Genomic DNA, 19,214 nt, shown 5'->3' with positions numbered 1-19,214 from the left:
TTTATCGATTAACCTATCGTAAGGCTATCGAAACTGTACCGCTTTTTTAAAGGCGTACAGTAATAGATCAAATTTGTCTTGTGAAGTTAAAAGCTCGGGTCGATCTACTGGTAATAACTGTTCGGAATTGCCTTTGCTGAGCTTAATATGATCTTTGAGCATATCCACAATCCATTCCTTAATGTACTCCTTATCAGCGACATCCCCACTGCAGCATGTACGGAGAGTTTTGCGAAGAGAAACACGCCGTTTCATTTCACGAGAATAATCTTCTTCATTACGATACAAATCTAGCGGCAGATCACTCGTCCATGCTAGAAACGTATCCTTCACTGTTTGATCCAGCATGTCCCATGTCCATTCATCCATCGTACGATAAGAGGTGTGTCTGTTAGGATTTCGGAACAAGCGCCAAGAAACGAACATCGCTAGGAGCAGAACCGAAACACTCAAAATTGAGAATCCTATATAACTCCATATTGACATCCGCTATCCTCCTGCCTTTCTCCCATGATGATAGCCGGACTCTTCCAGAATATATTTGCTCAGCTTCATATTCTCTAAGATGAACGGGCAGCGTCTCCCTCGCTCATGTCTCTGAGATTGTCGCAGATACCAGTCCATCACCATTCTATCGTCTGCTGCATTGCGGTAAGCTGCTGCATACGGCGTTGTGAAAAAGGGCTGATGGAGTGAATACATTCGTTTTACGTTCATTGGATTTACTTTTACATCCGCATCATACTGTCCTATCACGAATGCATCTGCTCTTTTTCCTGCTTTCTCCATTGCGCAATGGATCTCTGATCGGTTTTGCGGCAACACTGCAATCGTACCGTGCATATTCATTTTACCAATGAGTTTCAAAGCGATAATATCCTGCTCATTCATATCCCACAGCACTAGATCATATCGTTTGCTCACTAGCTTCTGCACGTGAAGTAAAAGATGCTCATGCAGCGTATCTTCCCTCTCCTCTGAGTCATAACCTGGGAGAATATCTAATCGACTCATCACACTTATCATATAGGAGGAAATCGATTCTTCCTCAACTTGATGGTGTCGAAGCATGCGCGCAAGGGCACTCCAGCCGTTCGGAGTTATTAGCCGCCCGCCTGCTCCAGCCTGGCGCGTAACATCAAAAGCGGGAGGAAATAACTTCTCAACCCCTTCCCCTCTTCCTTTGACATGTATGAGCAGCACTTTCATCCGATAGTGCCAAGCGAGACTAATTGCCGTACACGCAGCAACTGTTGTTCCTCCAGCCATACCTCTTCCGATTGACGAAATCATCCAATGTTTACAGAGCGACATGTTTCATTCGTCCCTTCTTAGGTGTTCTTAAACACTGCTTCCAAGCCCGTTCTGTCAGTTTACCAGTGAAATGCTCTGTAAGGATGCGCCAAGCACGCTTCGTAGCACGTGGATAGTTGGATGCTTGCAATTGACCATCCTGATAATCTGACATGCGTGCAGTCCAATTACGATCATCTTCTTCAATAGCGATACATTCTCGAGTCCACCGGTGCTCAAATATGGAATAATACCATTCGATCATAAACGCAAACTCATCATCCGGCATGAGCGAACGCAGGATCACGGGCACGAACTCAAACTCCTCATCTCCGTCGTATTGCTGCTGGAATGCTTGCAGCCATTCTCTGTTTTTCTGCAATGAATATCTTTCCATCGTTTGCACAAGCAAGCGGGTGTCGATCTGCTTCCATTGTTCAGCATTACAAAACAATGCGCGATCCGTGTCAACAATAATATGTTCGTAAGTATCAAAACTGCTCCCATGCCGTTCAAGCAACTGCATCATATCGTCCCAAGATATAGCGCCTGACAGCACATCATAACCATTCCAGTGCATTATAGGTTGCTGAGATTGCGCGAGTAGACCTGCCTCAGTCCCAATCTGTCTTGTTGATGTTGCATCAACAATAAGCACTTTCTCTTCTAATCTCGTTAGGAACGTCGCTAGCGCCACTACATGATCGCTCTTATCGCAAGCGCCCACGAATATTCCGATCGTCATTTTCCTAACTCCTCCTGTATATTCATCTATGAAACTACTCTTTGTTGAAAATCCTCTTCGTTACTGCTTCTTCGAACCCGGTATCGCTTCTGAGAAAATAGAGTTAGCCTCTTCCCCTCTCTTTACCTCTCCCGTCGATTCTTTATTCAGATTGTCCCGAGTCAGTATCTTATCTTGGGGATTCGCGGCATCATGAGTAATAGTGCCCCCCTTCTTAGCGATGCCTTGCTCTCCATTCTTCGGATTGGGCTGTTTGCGAGTATCGTGATCTTGTTGGACTACACCCGTCTCCCGTTGATTTTCATTAGATGACAGATCCGTGGACTGCACGGAACTAGAACCAGGTTGTCCAACAAATGGTGAATTACGATTAGCAGCCGCTGCTCTGCCGGTTAAAGGTGAGTATCCTGAAGTTGCAGCCGAACCCTCTCCATGCGTAGAAACATAGTTTACGTCTGTACGATTCCCCTGCATGTTGTTCCAACCTTCTGCTGAACTCTTGTTGACACTCTGTCTTTCCCATTCCTTCTCCATCCGTGTTCGAACCAATCTGTTCAATGCTGTATCTGCCTTCTTTACAATACTCGGATCCGCCTCAATCAACTTCAGCACTTGTTCATTGGCCGGATAATTTGGCACCGCTTTATTTTGTATTTGAGGTTCAATGTATCGCAGCGCATAGATTTGCCCACCGTTAACAAAAGCATCGACACAAGCGCTTGAGAAAAGCAGCCTTTCTTGTTCGTCCATATGTGCCCAAATGGTCGGATATTGCATGCTTTTAATCTCTTTCTTGCTAAGAATGATATAGTCTTGACCATTCGGGAAGCGGATTCGTACGTCAATCATATCCTTCTCTTGCAGTCGTAATGGAAGCTGAATGACCGCTGTCTCCACCCAGCGCAAATCATCAGACATCTTCTCATCTTCAAATAGCATTGTAGATATCACAGGTGTACGGGGAACCGTGTCAATCTTCAATCTTTTCCCGATAATTTGATCAGGATGATTCAACGCCTGTTTCGGTGCTAGGTCTGACGACATCTCAATCTTGGCAATATCATCGGATCGAATGCGTTTGCCTGCAAGAAGTGGCTGCTTGAAAACCCAGACGCTTGTTCGTTTTTGCAATTCAGCATTTGCAAGCTTGCGCAGCTTGGCAATCTCATCTTCGTATTGCGCTGCTGCCTTACGATGTACCGCATCATTCAGGCCAATTGTCCAATAGTGATACCCACCTACAAGCAGCCCAGCTACCGTTGCTCCTCCTACCGACGCCGCAATAATCTGCTTAGTCTTCCTCGTCCATCTTCTCAACTTCTTCTCTCTCCTCTCTCTGTTCTATTCCGACTCATCCATCGCCGCAAATGATAGATAAGCCCTCCCCGTTGTATCGGACCAACTAATTGTTCCACCCAAAGGGCTGTATTTTCCGAACATGCGAACGGATCTGCTTGAATCGGAATGTAGGAAGTGACCTTTGCTCCTCTCCCTTTCACTGTTCCACCAGGATAAGAACGATTCGAATATGGAATGCCTAGTACCCAACGATGGAACCCTCTTCGCTCAAATTTCCCAACGATTGTTGTACAATCTCTCTTTCTCCAAGGGGAGAGGCTTCCCACGAGCACAGGAACATGAGCCCTCATGAATTCATCCATTCGTTCTCCATGATCATCACAACCAAGGTCTAACACAATATAGTCATAGGATCCGAGCAAGGGTGGCATTGGATTCACACCATACTTCCATTCCATGCAATCCACTCCAAACAATTTGAACATTTCCCCTTCAGCTAAATACAACTCTTCTTCACTCTCATATTCCTGAGCCAATAATGGAATAAGAGATGGATCCTTAACATTAGCATCGATATATAGCGTCTTCCGCCCCTTCTTCGCAAGCATGGCAGCACACATGAGCGCTGATTGCGTAGTTCCAAGTCCTGAAGCAGCACCGAGAAAAGCAATCACCACCCCTGCATTCGATGCTTGCCATATCTTGACCTCATCATGGTTAGCTCCTTGGATTCCATAATGTCCATGTCCTGAATAGTAACGTCGTAGATGCTCAATTAGTTCATCAGCAGTTTGATAGCGTTCTTCAGGTCGCTTTGCAAGTAATCGTGTCAGTACCGAAAAAACGCTCTCTGGCACATCTTCTGCCAGCATAGATGCGGTTAGCGGACGTTCTCCCTTCCATATGCCGCCGGTCAACATATGACTAATGAGTGCACCTACCCCATATAGATCCGTTCTTGCATCGGTCTGTTGTCCCCGATATTGCTCCGGAGCAGCAAAGCCTACTGTACCAAGCTTAACCGTGTCTCGATCAGATAAGGGATTCACATTCCTAGCGATTCCAAAATCAATGAGTTTCACCTGGCCATCCTTAGCCAGCATAATATTAGATGGCTTTACATCTCGGAATACAACGGGCGGATTCTGTCGGTGCAAATAGGCAAGCGCTTCACAGACCGGAATGACAATATGCATCGTCTCTTCAAAACTTAGCGGTTTCATGCGCAGCCGATCCGCTACCGTGTGCCCTTCAATATACTCCATCACCAGATATGCTCTGCCGCTGGCATCAGGTGGATAGAAATCCACAATAAGCGGAAGATGTGGATGTCGAAGTGATGTTAAAATAGATGCTTCATGAACAAGCTGTCTCACATCTTGTGCCGCTGGTCTTGATTCCTTAATCGCCCACTGCTTGCCGATCAATCGCTCGTCATTGGCTAAATATACAACGCTCATTCCCCCTGTTCCGAGCAACCGAACGATTCGATATCTGTCTTGCAATAAGTGTCCAGCCTGCAAATGGTCCGTTATGGAATGCGCCACAATTCTCCCCCTAGGCGACAAAAAAAGCACCCTGATTGCAAACCTATCGGTTTGGAACAATCAGGGTGCTTCCCTTCGCTCATATTCACTTGTTGTTATTTTATTCCATTCGGAAGTATATGTCTAGTCTTTTTTCTAAAGAATGCTAATTTCGCAAACAGACAATGCCAGTACACAGCAGCATACGCTACATCTTCATCATGTACAGAGTGATTTCATCGCGATTATGGAATAATTGTTTCGCACGAATAATGTGAAGATGCTCAAGGAACATTTCCTTCACTTCCCGTATCGTCTGCAATGGTTTTTTGTGCATCAGCTTTACAGTCACAATGACAGTACCGCCTTGCATAACCGAATCCAATAAGCCAATAACAAGCTGTGCTGTAACTTTAGGGCTCCAGCTCATGTCGCATACGAGCAAATCGAATTCTCCAGGTTCCAAAGCCACGTCCCCTGCATTGCTCTTATAATAAGTCAAGTTCGGATGATCAATCAAGCTCGGATGCATTGCAGCAGGATCGACTGCAGTAACGTGTACGCCTCGCTCCAGAAGGAGACTTGTCCAACCTCCTGGCGCAGCCCCAATGTCAAGGGCATTCCGATAAGCCGTAAAGTCCAAACCGAAAGTCCGTTCCGCCTCAAGAAGTTTGAACTTTGCTCGAGATACCTGCCCCTCTTCCCTACGGAAGCGTACCGTACCTCCTGGCCAATCTGAACCTGCTTCAGCTGTTGTCATGAGGCCTGCATATCCAACGCCATCATGAATAAATAAAGATACAATTCGCTCGGGATCCTGGATCGCGACAGACGCTCCTGTACGCTCAACAGCAGCACGCAGCGCATCTCGAAGTTCCTTGTCGAGTGAATCACCCGCAGCGCTTGTGCGAACATGAACGCCTAGTCGCATGCCCTCTAAAGAACCTTCTGAATTACGGATCAAATGAGTAAGCAAGCTGTCAAATGATTGAACTGTGTCAGTCTGCAATGCCTGAATATCGAATGCAATGTCAACCGGTTGCAAATAGCGAATGAACATGGTCGGCTCAGACTCCATCGCTTGGAATACCTCGTTGCGATCAACAGGCAATTCCATTAGTGCAATTTCCCCAGAAACCATCATTCGACTCTTCAACTGACCGAACCTTCTTCGCCACTCTTCCTGCGCGTAGGCAATATAGCCATGATTGGACGTGACGATCCAGTGTGATCCATATTCATAATTTGTGTCTAATTGTAGCGGATGTAATAATTCCAAGCAGTGCAACCTCCAAATGCTGAATCAACTTAACTTGCTTCAGCTGTTTCCATTTCATTATGTTAACCAATTGTAATCTATTTACGTCATTCATTATCAGCCGAAACTATACGATTCGGAACATTTCCTTGCTTAAGACAATCAACATGAGACACCCGATCAGGTGTGTTAGATCATTCTGCGACCGGCCATTGACCAGCATAATCCTTGCATGAAGAACAGCCCGATAAGGATCATTTCAAATATTCTCTACTGAATGATTAAGTTACGAGCTACTCCTTGCTCACATTAGGATTAAATTTATGAAGAGGTCTCCTCTTCTCTCCTATGATTCAAACGTTCATAAATGTGAGATACAGAATGAAAGGCGTATATCTTGTCAACGCAGCCCATGCCTTCTCGATGATCCCATACAAGCAGACAAGGGACACTTTCTATTCGTAATGTGTTCACCCATACAGGGATAGAGCTAACATTGACCGCTGCTATTTCCAACTTCGGATTCGTTACTTCTACAATGTTCAGCATCCGCGATGCTAACTGGCAAGTCCCACAAAAAGGACTATGTATGAATACTGCATCCCATTGCCTAAAAAAACAGCTCTACAGCAGACAAGCTCTGTGATTGCACCTGTGCTGCCTTCAGCTGCATTTCCGAAATTTCAATCATACCCTATTTCCTCGTATCTGCATCAGCAAAGACTCTGGCATCGGCCCATTACTCAGTTCAACATGCTCAGGCTTATTCGTATAGAGCATCTCGAACATTCGCTTTCTACCAATCATACTCGACGTATGCAAATAAATCGCAGTATGCGGATACAATCCACGTATGACCATTTCTCGAACTAGTTCCGTTCCCGTTCGCTCATCTTCACCCAAATCATGATCCAAGGAAAGAATCCCCACTTGTTCATGTTCCAATAGCAGAAGGCACTCTTCCGCATTGCGAGCAAGCACGAAGCCTTCTGGACAGCGACGGTAATCATCCAAGTACACATGTATCATCATTATCACTTCCTTACCTATCCGATGCCCATTGATAACAAGCCGCGGCAGCATAACTGCCATACAATGATTGGCCTACTGCAAAATATCCTGGATAAGCTTCCACTCCTGCATATGCCCTCCAGAGGCATCGCCCGGCGTCTCCAGAACGAACATACTTCGCTGTAATTCCTTTGCTCTGAGGAGCTCCGTAAATCCGTCAATTCCAATATACCCTTGCCCCAAATTTGCATGGCGATCTTGCTTGGAACGATAAGGCTCGCGAGAATCATTCAAATGAACGGCATGCACATGTTTCCAAAAGTCATGCCGGTTCCCCGCCATGAGAAGTTCACTCGTCGCAGAGGGGTTCCACAAGCCACTTGCGTACGCATGGCAGGTATCGAAGCAAAAACCGATCTTATCGGGATATTGACTGAATTGCCGGATACTCACCAATTCTTCCAACGTAGCACCTAACCCACCGTGATTCCCGGCCTGATTCTCAATCAGCAGCTTAACACGACCATTCCATACGGAAAGAACAGTGTTCAATGTAACAATAATATTTTCGTAGCTACTCAGCTTCTCCGCATCTGTGGCGGGTGTACTTGAGATACCCTTATACGAACCAAAATGTACGACAATCCCTACCGCTCCACAAGCCTCTGCAATCATAAGATCGTTAAGTAGTGACTGAACCGTAAGCTGAAACTTCTCAGGTGAACGCCTTGCATCCACAGCTAAATTTGTTGGATATGGCGTATGAGCAATGGACTGGATGCCATGCTGTAAACAGATTTCTCGCGCAGTCTGAGCATCGGCCTCATATCCACTTTTGACCGATAAGCCTCGCGGATTTTTGCTAAAAAACTGATAACTTCGAACTCCTGCTTCCTGCTGCAGTTGAACTGCCAATCGCGCTGCGTGCGCATACCCTCCCCGTAAAGGCAAATGACAACCAAATGCGCGCGCAGCATGGCAGGATTCATTCTTGTTCGGAGCCATCTTCTGCTGGATCAATCTGGCAATGTGGACAGAAGTTCGCAGGACGACGTTGAATCATCGCGACTTCAATCGCTGTGCCGCATTTCGGACAAGGTTCTCCTGTCTTGCCATGAATGGTTATGCCCGTTGTTTCCCCTGTTTCGGGCTGGTGCTGCTGTGCAGATATCTGCGTATCCACTAAACCATCTTGCTCAATTTCAATATGCAACACATCAAGCATCGCGTAAAACACACGATTCCAATGTTCGGATTCAAGTTTCTCCGTACGTACAGTTGGGAGCAGTCCAGCAGCAAATGCGATATCATCCGCCAACTGACTTCCTATCCCAGCGATAATGTTCGGATTGGTCAATGCGGACTTCAAAGTCGTACGACGCTTAGCGAACCGCTGAGCGAACCGCTCTGCTGTCAAATAGCGGGATAATGGATCTGGCCCCATCTCGAGATGCATTTCCTCCACCTGCTTCGCTGTTAACCACATAATCTGGCAGCTTCGTGCACCGTAAATGTACATCTGTGCATGATCGGTAGTAATTGCGAATTGTGCATGGGAGACATCATGTCGTTGTTCTTCATCTGGTTCCATATGTCCGGCTGCTCCTTGAGCAACTGTTTGAAGGGTAGAAACTGCTTCCATACGACTACCGGTTCCTACACGAAGAACAAGTCTACGGCCATCATCAAGATGCAATATTAGATCTGTCCCTTTACGTTCAATATACAGAATTTGTCTCCCAACCAAACCATTTGTCAAGCTATGGAGATCCGTATTCAACCAAGATTCACGCTGTACATGAAGGCTGCGAATGCGCTCTCCAGTTATCAACTGATCCAGCTGTTTGCGATATCGTTCCGTTTCAGGAATTTCCGGCACCTTGCATCTTCCTTCCTAATTCACATTCATGATCGCCATGTATTTTATGTTATTAATTAAATCATTCACATTCTAAGATATACATTATAGCATTTCCTTAATGAACCATTCACGTACTTGCTCCATGTTATGAAATACCATGTTTGGCTCCACACCGGCACGAGCACAAAATGAATCATAATTGTCAGGCGTCGTTACTCCGGTATAGGTAAGTGCTGTGCGGCATCCTGCATTCACTCCGGCAAGAATATCAGTCATCATATTGTCTCCAATAACGATAACGTCCTGTGCCGTACACCCAAGCCGATTCATTGCTTCATCCATAATAATTTCACTTGGTTTCCCGATAATAATAGGTTCCACACCAGAAGCGGATTGGAGAGCGGCACCTATTGTACCCGCACCAGGGGAAAATCCACGATCTGATGGCAGCATAACATCTGGATTAGTCAAGATGGATACAGCTCCCCTACGAAGCGCACAAGCAGCTGCCTCCAACTTGGTGTACGTCAAGCTTCGATCCAAGCCCTGAACGACAACTCCAATTTCAGAGTTCCACACATCATCTACTTGATCCGTCCACGATATTCCGGTATCCTCCAGCGCCTGCTGCAAGCCAAGCTCTCCTATCATGAATACCATTTTATCCGAAAATCTCTTCTGAATATACGATGCAGCCGCTTGAGCAGAGGTGAGAACATCTTGAGCACCCGCAGAAATACCAAAATGCTGCAAGTGATTTGCCACTTCTTCTGGCGTGCGCGTAGAATTGTTCGTAACAAACAGATAAGGAACTCTAAGTTGGCCAAGCTCCTCTATTAGCTTGTCCGCTCCTTCAATCGGAGAAGTCCCATGATACATGGTTCCATCTAAATCGATAAGCGCATATATGCTGTTGCGCGATTTTTCTGTCATCATTTCTAAACACGTTCCTTCCTTGCCTAACAAATGCCTGCAGCATGCTGTGGAAAATAGCAACCTGCCTGCAGGTACAATCGCTCCACCATCTAATGGGAAGTACTCATCAAATCATCGAATACAGAATCCGAAGATCCCCCAGCACATATTGGATTCAAAATCAAAACCTGTCTGGAGTCCCCCCACAGATTGCTGCCTGATATCCATAGCATCATAACCCATACAGTTGACCAATGTTAGTATACGCAATTCCAGGCCAAAAGGACAGAGCCCCTTGTCAAATCCACGGGCGATTCCTATTCGCTACTTATTAATTGTAGAGAACTTCCGCCGCTATTGTGTTCCGATAACATAGAACAGACGCGATGAAATAGAACAACTCCCGCTATTCCCATGTACAGGAGCGGGAGCCATGCTTGGCGTGTTGGGATTGATTATCTTGCGCCTACATTCTTTGTGCTTCTGAACGTTTACCGCTGATTCCGTGCTTGTGAGGCGTGAATCACTTGATCTACCAAGCGTTCTACGAGAAGCCCATCTTCAAGTGTTGGAGCCAAGCTATCCCAACGTTCATCCCCGCAGTGGCGCAAAATAAAGTGATGCAGCGCAGCGAAATGACTGTCCTGGAATATGCCGAGTGTTGCCTTCTCATCAGGAAGCAGTGCAAGTGATTCTGGTTCTGGTGTCGCCTCATGACGACCGCTTACTAGATGCAGCTGCGGTTTCTTATCGGTTTCCAAATCGCAAGTGATACTGCCCTTCGTTCCGACAATGTGCACACGGAATGCATCCTCACCTAATGCAATACGGGATACTTCCACGATCCCTCGAATGCCTTGCTCTGTTACATAATTCATAAGTGCCCAATCATCTACATGAACTGCCAAACGTTCGTCCGTTCCGTTTCCTGCTCTGCGGCTCTTAATAAATGTTTCGGTATTGCCATCCACACTCTTCATTTCACCAAACCAATGGCGGAGTAAATCAAGAGCATGAACACCGATATCCGTAATGGCTCCTCCTCCAGATAACGAGTTGTCTACCCGCCAACTGTAAGGCCTGGCATCGCTTAAATATCCTGAACGCAAATATGCCAGTCTGCACTGTAGCACATCGCCGATAATCCCTTCTTCCAGCCATGCCTTGATCCGCATGACTGCCGGATGATAACGATAGACAAATGCAAGCTGCTGTATCAGTGTTGAGGGGACATCCTTCAGCAATTCCGCCGTAGAAGCAGCACTTTCTGTTACTGGCTTCTCGCAATAGATGGCTTGATTATATTGAACCGCTATGCGGACTTGCTCAGCATGGAGCGCATTCGGCGTACAAATGCTAATTGCTTCCGCTCCATCGTATTGCAATGCTTCTTCCAAGGAGGAAGAAACATGTGCAAACCCAATTTGGCGTGCCTGATCCAACGTCTGTTCAGGTCGACGAGTAACGAGTGTATTTAATACTGGTGTAACGGGAAGCTGCTTGATGATCGGCATCGTACGCAGTGCAATCATATGTGTCTTAGCGATATTGCCGAAGCCTACGATCGTAAATCCAAGTGTATTCATAGCAGATCCACCTTCCTTGTTTTCAGCAACGACTAAGATGTTTCGAATAGAAGTGCCTTGGGAAATGAAATATCTTATTTCTACATTGTAAATAACCATTTCAAGGCTGGCAAGGGCATATATACGGCTCAACAAGGCGTCGCTTTGACGTAGAGTGATGTCAGAGACTGTCGATTGCAGGCAGTACGTGATGCAAACCAGCCGCAAGCTGAGCTATTTGTCAGGTTCTGCGCTTTCCCGGGAAACTTTTTATGTACAATTGCCTTTCTATTACCCTACTTTTCCCCTTCCGCTCGTTTTTGACTATTAGATCTCAAGTCAATCGCCAACGACTTGTAATACAACCTTGAAGAAAAAGAAAAAACGGATTGCTCCGTTTCTTCTAGATGAGCCAGTAATGCCTAATGTGGATTCACTCTAGATTCGTCAGTTAGATTTTTGCAACTATTTAAGTAGTACATTTCTGTTATACATAAGGAGGCTCCCAGCCCTTTTTACTCCAACCGACTTTCGTTCTAACTACTCGAAGCTGCTTATCAAGCTCTACCTCAACACCGAACGGTAGCCCTCCTCGATGCCAGAAACGAACATCATTCCATATGATTTTGTAGCCATCGCTCCAGCGTTGTGTTCGAACGATCACTCGTTCAGCAAATCCAAGAAAAGCCCGTACTCCATCTGTTGTTAGAGCTGGCTCCATAACTTGGTCGTCTATGAACATTTTATTGTATACACTGTGTTTCTCAAAAGTTACTGCTGAAGATAACCGCAACGGATTGCAATGCCGTATCCACCCTGTCTCATAATGCTGTTCGTACTCAACAACGTACTGCCAACTAAGCCAAGTGACCTCTGGAACAAGCTGATGATGAATGCCATCTGGAAATTGCTCCTTCAATCGATGCAGGAGACGCTGGTGAACCTTCCAACGCCACAAGATATACAACAGAGTCACCGCATATCCCCCGATAAATATCCATGCAGCATCTGCTAACGACAGCCATACCCAGCTAATCACCCCTATTAGGTGAACGACAAATAGGAAAGGATCAAACAAACATAATACATCAGCATGAAGCCATCTGGTTGAAAAGGGGCTTCCAGCTTGAACTCCATATGCATTCAGCCAGTCCAAGCCAATGTGCACCATTACTGCAAGCCAAGTATACAGCAGAACGAGCGGCCACTCGTCCCCCACTTGAAATAACCATGAGATCGGCAGACCAATGACAATTGGCCATACGAACCATGCTGGAATCGCATGAGTAATGCCTCGATGGTGGCGCAAATAGGCTGCATAGCTGCGAACTCGTGTAATTGCATCAAAGTCAGGGGCATGTGAAGCAATGAGTGTGGCGGTCAAGATTGCAGAGAACAATCCCGGCTGCTCCGCAACCTGAGGGTGCATACAAGCAGTTCCAGCCAATGAAGTCCCAAGCAGCAAATGACTCGCAGTATCCATCCATAACTCCTCCTTAGCATCACGGTTGCTGAACATGCAATTGCCTAGGCAATTGCATATCCAACTAACCCAGTTATGGATAGCGTATCGAGGAACCATTAACGGTGCATTGTGTTGATATTAAGATGTTGTAACGATCGTATGTTCATCAGCAAGAACGGTATTAGAAAATAAGCCGCACGCCTCCTGCAGCAGTTCCTCCATCCGTTCATCATTGTATCGTGAACTAAAATGGGTTAACGCAAGCTTCTTAACGCCTGCTGATACTGCTATTTGTGCAGCTTGCCGAGCCGTACTGTGGCCAAACTCATTTGCATTTTCACGTTTATCGTCCATGAAGGTCGCCTCATGCACAAGCAGATCAACACCTTGAGCCAACTTGATTGCATTCTCACATGGGCGAGTGTCGCCGAGTATCGTCACTGACTTACCGGGAATTGGGCTTCCAAGAACAGAAGACGCTTCTACCAACTCACCAGACGGCAGCACAATATCTTGCCCTCGTTTCAATTGTCCATATAACGGCCCAGGCGGCAGATTCTTTTCCTTTAACAGATTCAAATCAAGCCTGCCTGGCTTCTCCTTCTGCTGCACCCGATAACCTAAGGAAAGAACACGGTGTTCAAGAGGCAGTGCCGTAACCGCAAACTGTTCATCTTCCCAGATAACTCCAGACTCCACCTCCTGAATATGAAGCTCGTAAGGCAGATATGTTTCACTTAATTCGAACACAGTATGTATAAATCGTTGCAGTCCAACTGGGCCAAATACGGTGAGAGGAGAAACTCCACCTTGATAGGCACGACTGGACAATAGTCCCGGTAAACCGAAAATGTGATCCCCGTGCAAATGGGTGATAAAAATAAATTCACACTTGCCTAGCTTTAATGGAGATTGCAGCACTTGATGCTGGGTTCCCTCTCCGCAGTCGAACATCCAGAAGGATCCGCGTTCCTCATACAGACGCAGCGCCATACCACTTACATTGCGCCTAGTTGTCGGCATTCCAGCTCCTGTTCCCAAGAAGTATATATCCATACTCGTGTAATACCTCCTACTTCTGATGTAATCAATCCATCTAAGATTGGTGATATGCATATTTTAATCCTAGTTAACTATTTGTTATATAAATGATTAACGTGAATAGTATACCTCACTCATCGAAGATATAATAAGCTCCGCACGCCTTCCGGCATTACGGAGCTCATTGGTATCTGTTGAAAAGAGGGTGATACATAGACAACTTACTATTTCCGATGATTATCGAAGTAGAATTAGAATTATTCCCTATTTATGCTTTATCGACGTTAAAGTATTGCGCTTGTGGATGAGCGAAGACCATCGCTGATACGGACGCCTCTGGCTCCATCATAAACCCTTCTGTTAAGTGGATCCCAATATCCTCAGGCTGCATGAGCTTGAATAATGGTTCTTGATCCTCAAGATTTGGACAAGCCGGATAGCCAAATGAGACTCGAATGCCTTGGTATCTAGCTCCAAATCTCTCCTTCATCGTCATCGTTTCTGGATCAGGATAGCCCCATACTTCGCGCATCATATGGTGAATTCGTTCTGCCAGTCCTTCTGCAAGCTCCAACGCTACCGATTGCAGTGCATGAGAACGTAAGTATTCACCCTTCTCCTTCCATTGATCGGCCTTGCCGCGAACATCGTCCCCAGCAGTTACAACCAAGAAGCCTACATAATCCATTACTCCGCTTTCTTTCGTACGGAGGAAGTCTGCAAGACACAAGTAAGGATCAACCTGCTGACGCGGGAAGGTAAAGGTATGCAGTACTTCCTGAACGTTGTCCGGATTGTATATATGAATGGAATCCCCTTCCGATTGAGCCGGGAAGAAACGATACATCGCGTTCGCTTTTAGCACACCTGCTTGTGATTCTTCCACTAAAATCTGATCAACGGTTTCCTTCAAATCAACAGTCTTAGGATCCCGATTCTTCAGAAGCTGTTCCACAGATCCCTTCAATCCTAAATGATGGCCAAGCAGCATCTGGAAGTTCAAATAAGGGATGACTTGAGGAATTGGAATATCTCGAAGAACGTGACGTTCCAAATCCGGCGGAATGTATACCTGTGCTTCTCTTATGTCCGAGCGTACCGCTCGTGTAAGCTCTGGCAATTTCGATTGATTTTCCGCTTCACGAGCTAGACGCTCCTTATGAGCGCGAAGCTCTTCCACTAGATTCTGGCGTTCTGAAGAATTCATAATTTTATTAGCAAGATCAAGACCGTCCATGGCATCCTTCGCATATAACACTAATCCATCATATTCGGGACTAATCCGATTTTTGGTAAATTTTCGTGTTAACGCCGCTCCGCCAACAAGAATCGGCACATCGATTCCAGCTGTTCGCAAGTCCTGTGCGGTTATGACCATCTGCTGTGCAGACTTCACAAGCAAGCCCGACAGACCGATTGCATCTGGCTTCTCCTTGCGATAGGCTTCGATCAATTGATCTGGCGGAACCTTGATACCAAGGTTGACGATTTCATACCCATTATTCGATAAGATGATTTCAACAAGATTTTTGCCGATATCATGCACATCGCCCTTGACCGTTGCGAGTAGAATTTTCCCTTTAACAGCAGACTCGTTCTTCTCCATATGGGGTTCCAAGAAGCTTACCGAAGCCTTCATGACTTCTGCACTTTGAAGCACTTCCGCAACGATGAGCTCATTGTTGTTGAACAGTCTTCCGACCTCTCCCATCCCTTCCATTAACGGACCATTAATGACCTCAAGCGGCGAGTACTTCTGAAGCGCCTCCGTTAAGTCAGGAACAAGACCTTCCTTCGTGCCTTCTACTACATATGAAGCTAACCGCTCTTCAAGCGGCAGGTTGCTGGTCTTTTCTTTTTTCTCGACTTTACGGTTACGGAATGCAGCTACGAATGCGGCCAGTGTATCATCGTTTGTGTCGTACAATAAATCTTCCGCAAGCTTGCGTTCATGTTCTGGGATGGATGCATAGCGTTCCAACTTTTCCGTATTGACGATCGCGTAATCCAATCCAGCCTTCGTACATTCATATAGAAAGACGGAATTCAATACTTCACGCCCAGCCTCAGGCAAACCGAACGAGATATTACTGATTCCTAGTATCGTTTGAACCTTTGGAATGGTCTCCTTAATGAGGCGAATCCCTTCCACTGTTTCTTTTGCCGAACCAATATATTGTTCATCGCCCGTTCCAACTGGAAACACGAGTGGGTCGAATATAATGTTTTCAGGCTGTATACCATAATCATTTACAAGGATGTCGAAGGATCGCTTCGCCACCTCAAGTTTATCTTCGCGCGTAATCGCTTGACCACGTTCATCAATCGTACCTACAACCAAGGTTGCACCATAACGATGAACAAGCGGTACGACGTGGTCGAATTTCTCTAGACCGTCCTCTAAGTTAACAGAGTTAATAATCGCTTTCCCTTGTGAATACTTCAACGCCAGTTCCAATACCTTGGCATCTGTCGTATCGATGACGAGCGGTGCCTTAACCTTCTTTACAACTTCCTGCAGAAATTCCTTCATATCAAGAGCTTCGTCGCGATCCGGATCCTGAACGCACACATCGATGACATGTGCTCCATTTTTCACCTGTGCACGTGCGACTTCAGCGGCTTCTTCGATTTTGCCTTCTGCGATCAATCGCTTGAATTTGCGCGAGCCGAGAACATTCGTACGTTCCCCTACCATATAAGGGCGGCTCTCATCTTCCACATATACCGTCTCAATCCCGGATACAGCCGGAGGATGTTCGCCGAATTCAGTACGCGGAGCATATTCGAGCAATGTCTCTCTTAGTACACGAATATGTTCAGGCGTTGTTCCACAGCATCCCCCTGCAATATTCAACCAGCCCTGCTCAGCAAAGGTTGCGATTTTGCGGGCAAGCGATTCTGGAGATTCATGATAGTGACCATTCTCATCGGGAAGCCCTGCATTTGGATAGCAACTGATCGCAGAGTTTGCAATGGAGGCAAGGGTACGCAAGTGATCGCGCATGAATTCCGGCCCAGTCGCACAGTTTAATCCGATCGAAATTGGTTTCAAATGCTCTAGGGAGATGTAGAATGATTCAATATTTTGACCAGCAAGCGTTGTCCCCATCGGCTCGATCGTCCCCGATATCATGAGCGGCAGCGTGATGCCCGTAGACTCGAATGCCCGTTGAATCGCGATCGAACCCGCCTTAACGTTCAACGTATCCTGTGAAGTCTCCAATAGGAGCGCATGAACGCCTGTTTCAATAAGCGCGACTGCCTGTTCATAATAGCTGTCAATTAACTCATCAAATGTCACCCCGCCGGTAACCGATAAAGTCTTCGTCGTCGGCCCCATAGCACCGGCAACGAAACGCGGCCATTCTGGTGTACTGTATTTTGCAGCTGCCTCGACAGCAAGCTTCGCCGCGGCAACGTTCAGCTCACGTGCTTGATCAGCAATATCATAATCGGCAAGCACGATACTGGTAGCCCCGAACGTATTCGTCTCTAATATGTCTGCGCCTGCTTCTAAATATTGTTCGTGTATTCTAGAAATGACATCTGGACGTGTAAGGACTAACATCTCATTGCATCCATCCAATTGTTCGCCTCCGAAGTCCTGTGGCGTTAAATCGGCTTGTTGGATCATCGTGCCCATTGCACCGTCTAAAATGAGAATGCGTTCTTGTAGTTGTTCCTGTATCGTTCTTGTTTTCATCGCTCTGCCCACCCTCTATCTTAAACGTTAAACCCTAGTTTAGCAGATGTGATCCGATTAGAAAAGACTCATGAATGAGTCATAGTAAAATGTTTCTTGCCCAAACATTTCCTCTGTACTATAATTAAATAAATAAATCGCATTGGGAAACGGGGGATTTTGCAAATGGCACAGGTACGTATCCGAAACACGAACGAAATCATAATTGGCGAGGAAAATGTTCGTTCTTTCCTGTCGGCGCAAGGAGTGCTGTATGAACACTGGGATCCGAACAAACTTGCCCCATCTTTGCGTGATAAGTACGTACTATCCGACGAAGAGAAGCAAGCCATTTTAGATACGTATGAAGGAGAAATCCGTGATTTGGCTGAAAGACGGGGCTATCGTACGTGGGATTTGATCTCTTTATCCGACGCTACTCCCAATATCGAAGAACTGCTTAAGAAATTTGAACAGGTGCACACGCACACAGAAGACGAAGTAAGAGCCATTACAGCCGGAAATGGTATTTTCATAATTAAGGGAAGCGACGACGTCGGTTATATGGATGTTGAATTGGAAGCTGGGGATGTAATTTCTGTCCCTGAAGAAAAGCCGCACTACTTCACTCTGATGGATAATCGTCAAATTGTTGCAGTTCGACTCTTCATTGAAACAGAAGGATGGATCGCGCATCCGTATTCGGATTCTACATTCCAACAGGCGTAATTCCTGAATCATCGGAATCATAATCGATAAAATACCTCCCTTTACTGATATTAAGAGGGGCAGCCTAAGAAGATCCTGATTTGGATCTTCTTAGGCTGCCCCTTCTTCGCATAAATTCTTGTTATGTATTCAGATTCTTATTTTACTGTAAATTGCTTCTTCGGCATCGAGTGCATGTCACGAGCAGTCACATGAGAAATGACCGTGTAGGTACCCGCCTTATCAAACGTTTTCTCAATCTGATACGTGCCATCCTTAGAAAGCTTACCTTCAATCTTCTCGTGCTCTGCCCCATCCAGCCACAATTCGAATTCTACCTTATCAGCATCATCTACCGCTTTTTCTTCTTGCGTGACCTGTGCAGAGATGGTGACAGCTTCATTGATTTTGACTGCTTCCGGCACTTGCAAATTAACCTTAATCATTGCTATCATCTCATTCTTGCTGTCCTGTTTATCATTAGAGCTGTGACCTGCATGTCCTTCATGACCGGCACTTGCTGACGAGCTATTTCCACAACCAGCTAATAGCATTGCTCCTATTGCCATGGTTAGTACGATTAATTTACTCTTATTGTTGAACATAATCGTTCACTCCTCAACTGTATCCTAAGTTTATCGTATCACATTATAGACAGCATTCTCCAATTCCTCATGACTCCATTGGGCTATAATGAGCATCATTATGTGACGATCCTATGACATTTGTCACATTTACCCTTATAGTTTTATGCGGAGGGTAATCAAATCAAGTCACTCACACTAATCTTCCCAACACCTCGCGAAGATTAACGTAAATCAAAGAGGCCTGTGCTCCCACAG

General features: G+C 45.9%; 16 protein-coding genes. 1 reads left to right on the top strand and 15 read right to left on the bottom strand.

Annotated features, from left to right (window positions below; genetic code table 11):
• Positions 1 to 24 precede the first annotated feature (24 nt).
• The 14 genes from AZ66_RS15945 to metH form a co-directional block, all read right to left on the bottom strand.
• On the bottom strand, positions 25 to 486 hold the full coding sequence (locus AZ66_RS15945) for a hypothetical protein (protein ID WP_044355724.1): 462 nt from the start codon (positions 484 to 486) through the stop codon (positions 25 to 27).
• Between the two features lie 3 nt (positions 487 to 489).
• Positions 490 to 1,314 (bottom strand): hypothetical protein, encoded by an 825-nt coding sequence (locus AZ66_RS15940; protein ID WP_044355723.1) that lies wholly within the window; start codon positions 1,312 to 1,314, stop codon positions 490 to 492.
• Positions 1,301 to 2,038 (bottom strand): hypothetical protein, encoded by a 738-nt coding sequence (locus AZ66_RS15935; protein ID WP_044355722.1) that lies wholly within the window; start codon positions 2,036 to 2,038, stop codon positions 1,301 to 1,303. The genes AZ66_RS15940 and AZ66_RS15935 overlap by 14 nt, the downstream gene beginning before the upstream one ends.
• A 60-nt stretch (positions 2,039 to 2,098) precedes the next feature.
• A complete protein-coding gene (locus tag AZ66_RS15930; RefSeq protein WP_044355721.1) occupies positions 2,099 to 3,355 on the bottom strand; it encodes an SAF domain-containing protein in 1,257 nt (418 codons plus the stop codon).
• Entirely contained in the window at positions 3,352 to 4,884 is a 1,533-nt protein-coding gene (locus tag AZ66_RS15925; protein WP_044355719.1) for a serine/threonine protein kinase, read from the bottom strand. The genes AZ66_RS15930 and AZ66_RS15925 overlap by 4 nt, the downstream gene beginning before the upstream one ends.
• Before the next feature lie 187 nt (positions 4,885 to 5,071).
• Positions 5,072 to 6,142, bottom strand: a complete 1,071-nt coding sequence (locus AZ66_RS15920; protein ID WP_044355718.1) for an SAM-dependent methyltransferase — start codon at positions 6,140 to 6,142, stop codon at positions 5,072 to 5,074.
• A 666-nt stretch (positions 6,143 to 6,808) separates the two neighbouring features.
• Positions 6,809 to 7,150, bottom strand: coding sequence for a cyclic-phosphate processing receiver domain-containing protein (locus AZ66_RS15915; RefSeq protein ID WP_044355717.1), 342 nt, complete (start codon positions 7,148 to 7,150; stop codon positions 6,809 to 6,811).
• A 75-nt stretch (positions 7,151 to 7,225) separates the two neighbouring features.
• Positions 7,226 to 8,137: a deoxyribonuclease IV gene (locus AZ66_RS15910; protein ID WP_044355716.1), complete on the bottom strand. Its 912-nt coding sequence runs from the start codon at positions 8,135 to 8,137 to the stop codon at positions 7,226 to 7,228.
• A complete protein-coding gene (locus AZ66_RS15905; RefSeq protein WP_044355715.1) occupies positions 8,118 to 9,011 on the bottom strand; it encodes a DNA-formamidopyrimidine glycosylase family protein in 894 nt (297 codons plus the stop codon). Before AZ66_RS15905 ends, AZ66_RS15910 begins: the two co-directional genes overlap by 20 nt.
• 84 nt (positions 9,012 to 9,095) lie before the next feature.
• Positions 9,096 to 9,929 (bottom strand): HAD-IIA family hydrolase, encoded by an 834-nt coding sequence (locus AZ66_RS15900; protein WP_044355714.1) that lies wholly within the window; start codon positions 9,927 to 9,929, stop codon positions 9,096 to 9,098.
• A gap of 470 nt (positions 9,930 to 10,399) precedes the next feature.
• Entirely contained in the window at positions 10,400 to 11,494 is a 1,095-nt protein-coding gene (locus AZ66_RS15895) for a Gfo/Idh/MocA family protein (RefSeq protein ID WP_044355713.1), read from the bottom strand.
• Between the two features lie 466 nt (positions 11,495 to 11,960).
• Positions 11,961 to 12,956, bottom strand: a complete 996-nt coding sequence (locus AZ66_RS15890) for a metal-dependent hydrolase (RefSeq protein WP_044355712.1) — start codon at positions 12,954 to 12,956, stop codon at positions 11,961 to 11,963.
• A gap of 120 nt (positions 12,957 to 13,076) precedes the next feature.
• Positions 13,077 to 13,994, bottom strand: a complete 918-nt coding sequence (gene rnz, locus AZ66_RS15885; RefSeq protein WP_044355711.1) for a ribonuclease Z — start codon at positions 13,992 to 13,994, stop codon at positions 13,077 to 13,079.
• A gap of 253 nt (positions 13,995 to 14,247) precedes the next feature.
• On the bottom strand, positions 14,248 to 17,685 hold the full coding sequence (gene metH, locus AZ66_RS15880) for a methionine synthase (RefSeq protein WP_044355710.1): 3,438 nt from the start codon (positions 17,683 to 17,685) through the stop codon (positions 14,248 to 14,250).
• 165 nt (positions 17,686 to 17,850) lie between these two features.
• Here metH and AZ66_RS15875 point away from each other — a divergent pair, with 165 nt between their 5' ends.
• Positions 17,851 to 18,393 (top strand): 1,2-dihydroxy-3-keto-5-methylthiopentene dioxygenase, encoded by a 543-nt coding sequence (locus AZ66_RS15875; RefSeq protein ID WP_044355709.1) that lies wholly within the window; start codon positions 17,851 to 17,853, stop codon positions 18,391 to 18,393.
• A 137-nt stretch (positions 18,394 to 18,530) separates the two neighbouring features.
• On the opposite strand, the gene AZ66_RS15870 is transcribed toward AZ66_RS15875, so the two are convergent.
• Positions 18,531 to 18,977 carry a FixH family protein gene (locus AZ66_RS15870; RefSeq protein WP_044355708.1) on the bottom strand — a complete coding sequence of 149 codons (447 nt, stop codon included), beginning with the start codon at positions 18,975 to 18,977 and terminating at the stop codon, positions 18,531 to 18,533.
• Positions 18,978 to 19,214: the final 237 nt, after the last annotated feature.

This window comes from Paenibacillus sp. E194, from assembly GCF_000935845.1.
GTDB lineage: Bacteria > Bacillota > Bacilli > Paenibacillales > Paenibacillaceae > Paenibacillus_B > Paenibacillus_B alvei_B.
This window is presented reverse-complemented; position numbering and strand designations above follow the sequence as displayed.

What these genes read in the sequence shown, in the direction of transcription:
- AZ66_RS15945 (WP_044355724.1), bottom strand. Translation starts at nt 486, where the DNA reads ATGTCAATATGGAGTTATATAGGATTCTCAATTTTGAGTGTTTCGGTT.
- AZ66_RS15940 (WP_044355723.1), bottom strand. Translation starts at nt 1,314, where the DNA reads ATGTCGCTCTGTAAACATTGGATGATTTCGTCAATCGGAAGAGGTATG.
- AZ66_RS15935 (WP_044355722.1), bottom strand. Translation starts at nt 2,038, where the DNA reads ATGACGATCGGAATATTCGTGGGCGCTTGCGATAAGAGCGATCATGTA.
- AZ66_RS15915 (WP_044355717.1), bottom strand. Translation starts at nt 7,150, where the DNA reads ATGATACATGTGTACTTGGATGATTACCGTCGCTGTCCAGAAGGCTTC.
- AZ66_RS15910 (WP_044355716.1), bottom strand. Translation starts at nt 8,137, where the DNA reads ATGGCTCCGAACAAGAATGAATCCTGCCATGCTGCGCGCGCATTTGGT.
- AZ66_RS15900 (WP_044355714.1), bottom strand. Translation starts at nt 9,929, where the DNA reads ATGATGACAGAAAAATCGCGCAACAGCATATATGCGCTTATCGATTTA.
- AZ66_RS15895 (WP_044355713.1), bottom strand. Translation starts at nt 11,494, where the DNA reads ATGAATACACTTGGATTTACGATCGTAGGCTTCGGCAATATCGCTAAG.
- AZ66_RS15890 (WP_044355712.1), bottom strand. Translation starts at nt 12,956, where the DNA reads ATGGATACTGCGAGTCATTTGCTGCTTGGGACTTCATTGGCTGGAACT.
- rnz (WP_044355711.1), bottom strand. Translation starts at nt 13,994, where the DNA reads ATGGATATATACTTCTTGGGAACAGGAGCTGGAATGCCGACAACTAGG.
- metH (WP_044355710.1), bottom strand. Translation starts at nt 17,685, where the DNA reads ATGAAAACAAGAACGATACAGGAACAACTACAAGAACGCATTCTCATT.
- AZ66_RS15875 (WP_044355709.1), top strand. Translation starts at nt 17,851, where the DNA reads ATGGCACAGGTACGTATCCGAAACACGAACGAAATCATAATTGGCGAG.
- AZ66_RS15870 (WP_044355708.1), bottom strand. Translation starts at nt 18,977, where the DNA reads ATGTTCAACAATAAGAGTAAATTAATCGTACTAACCATGGCAATAGGA.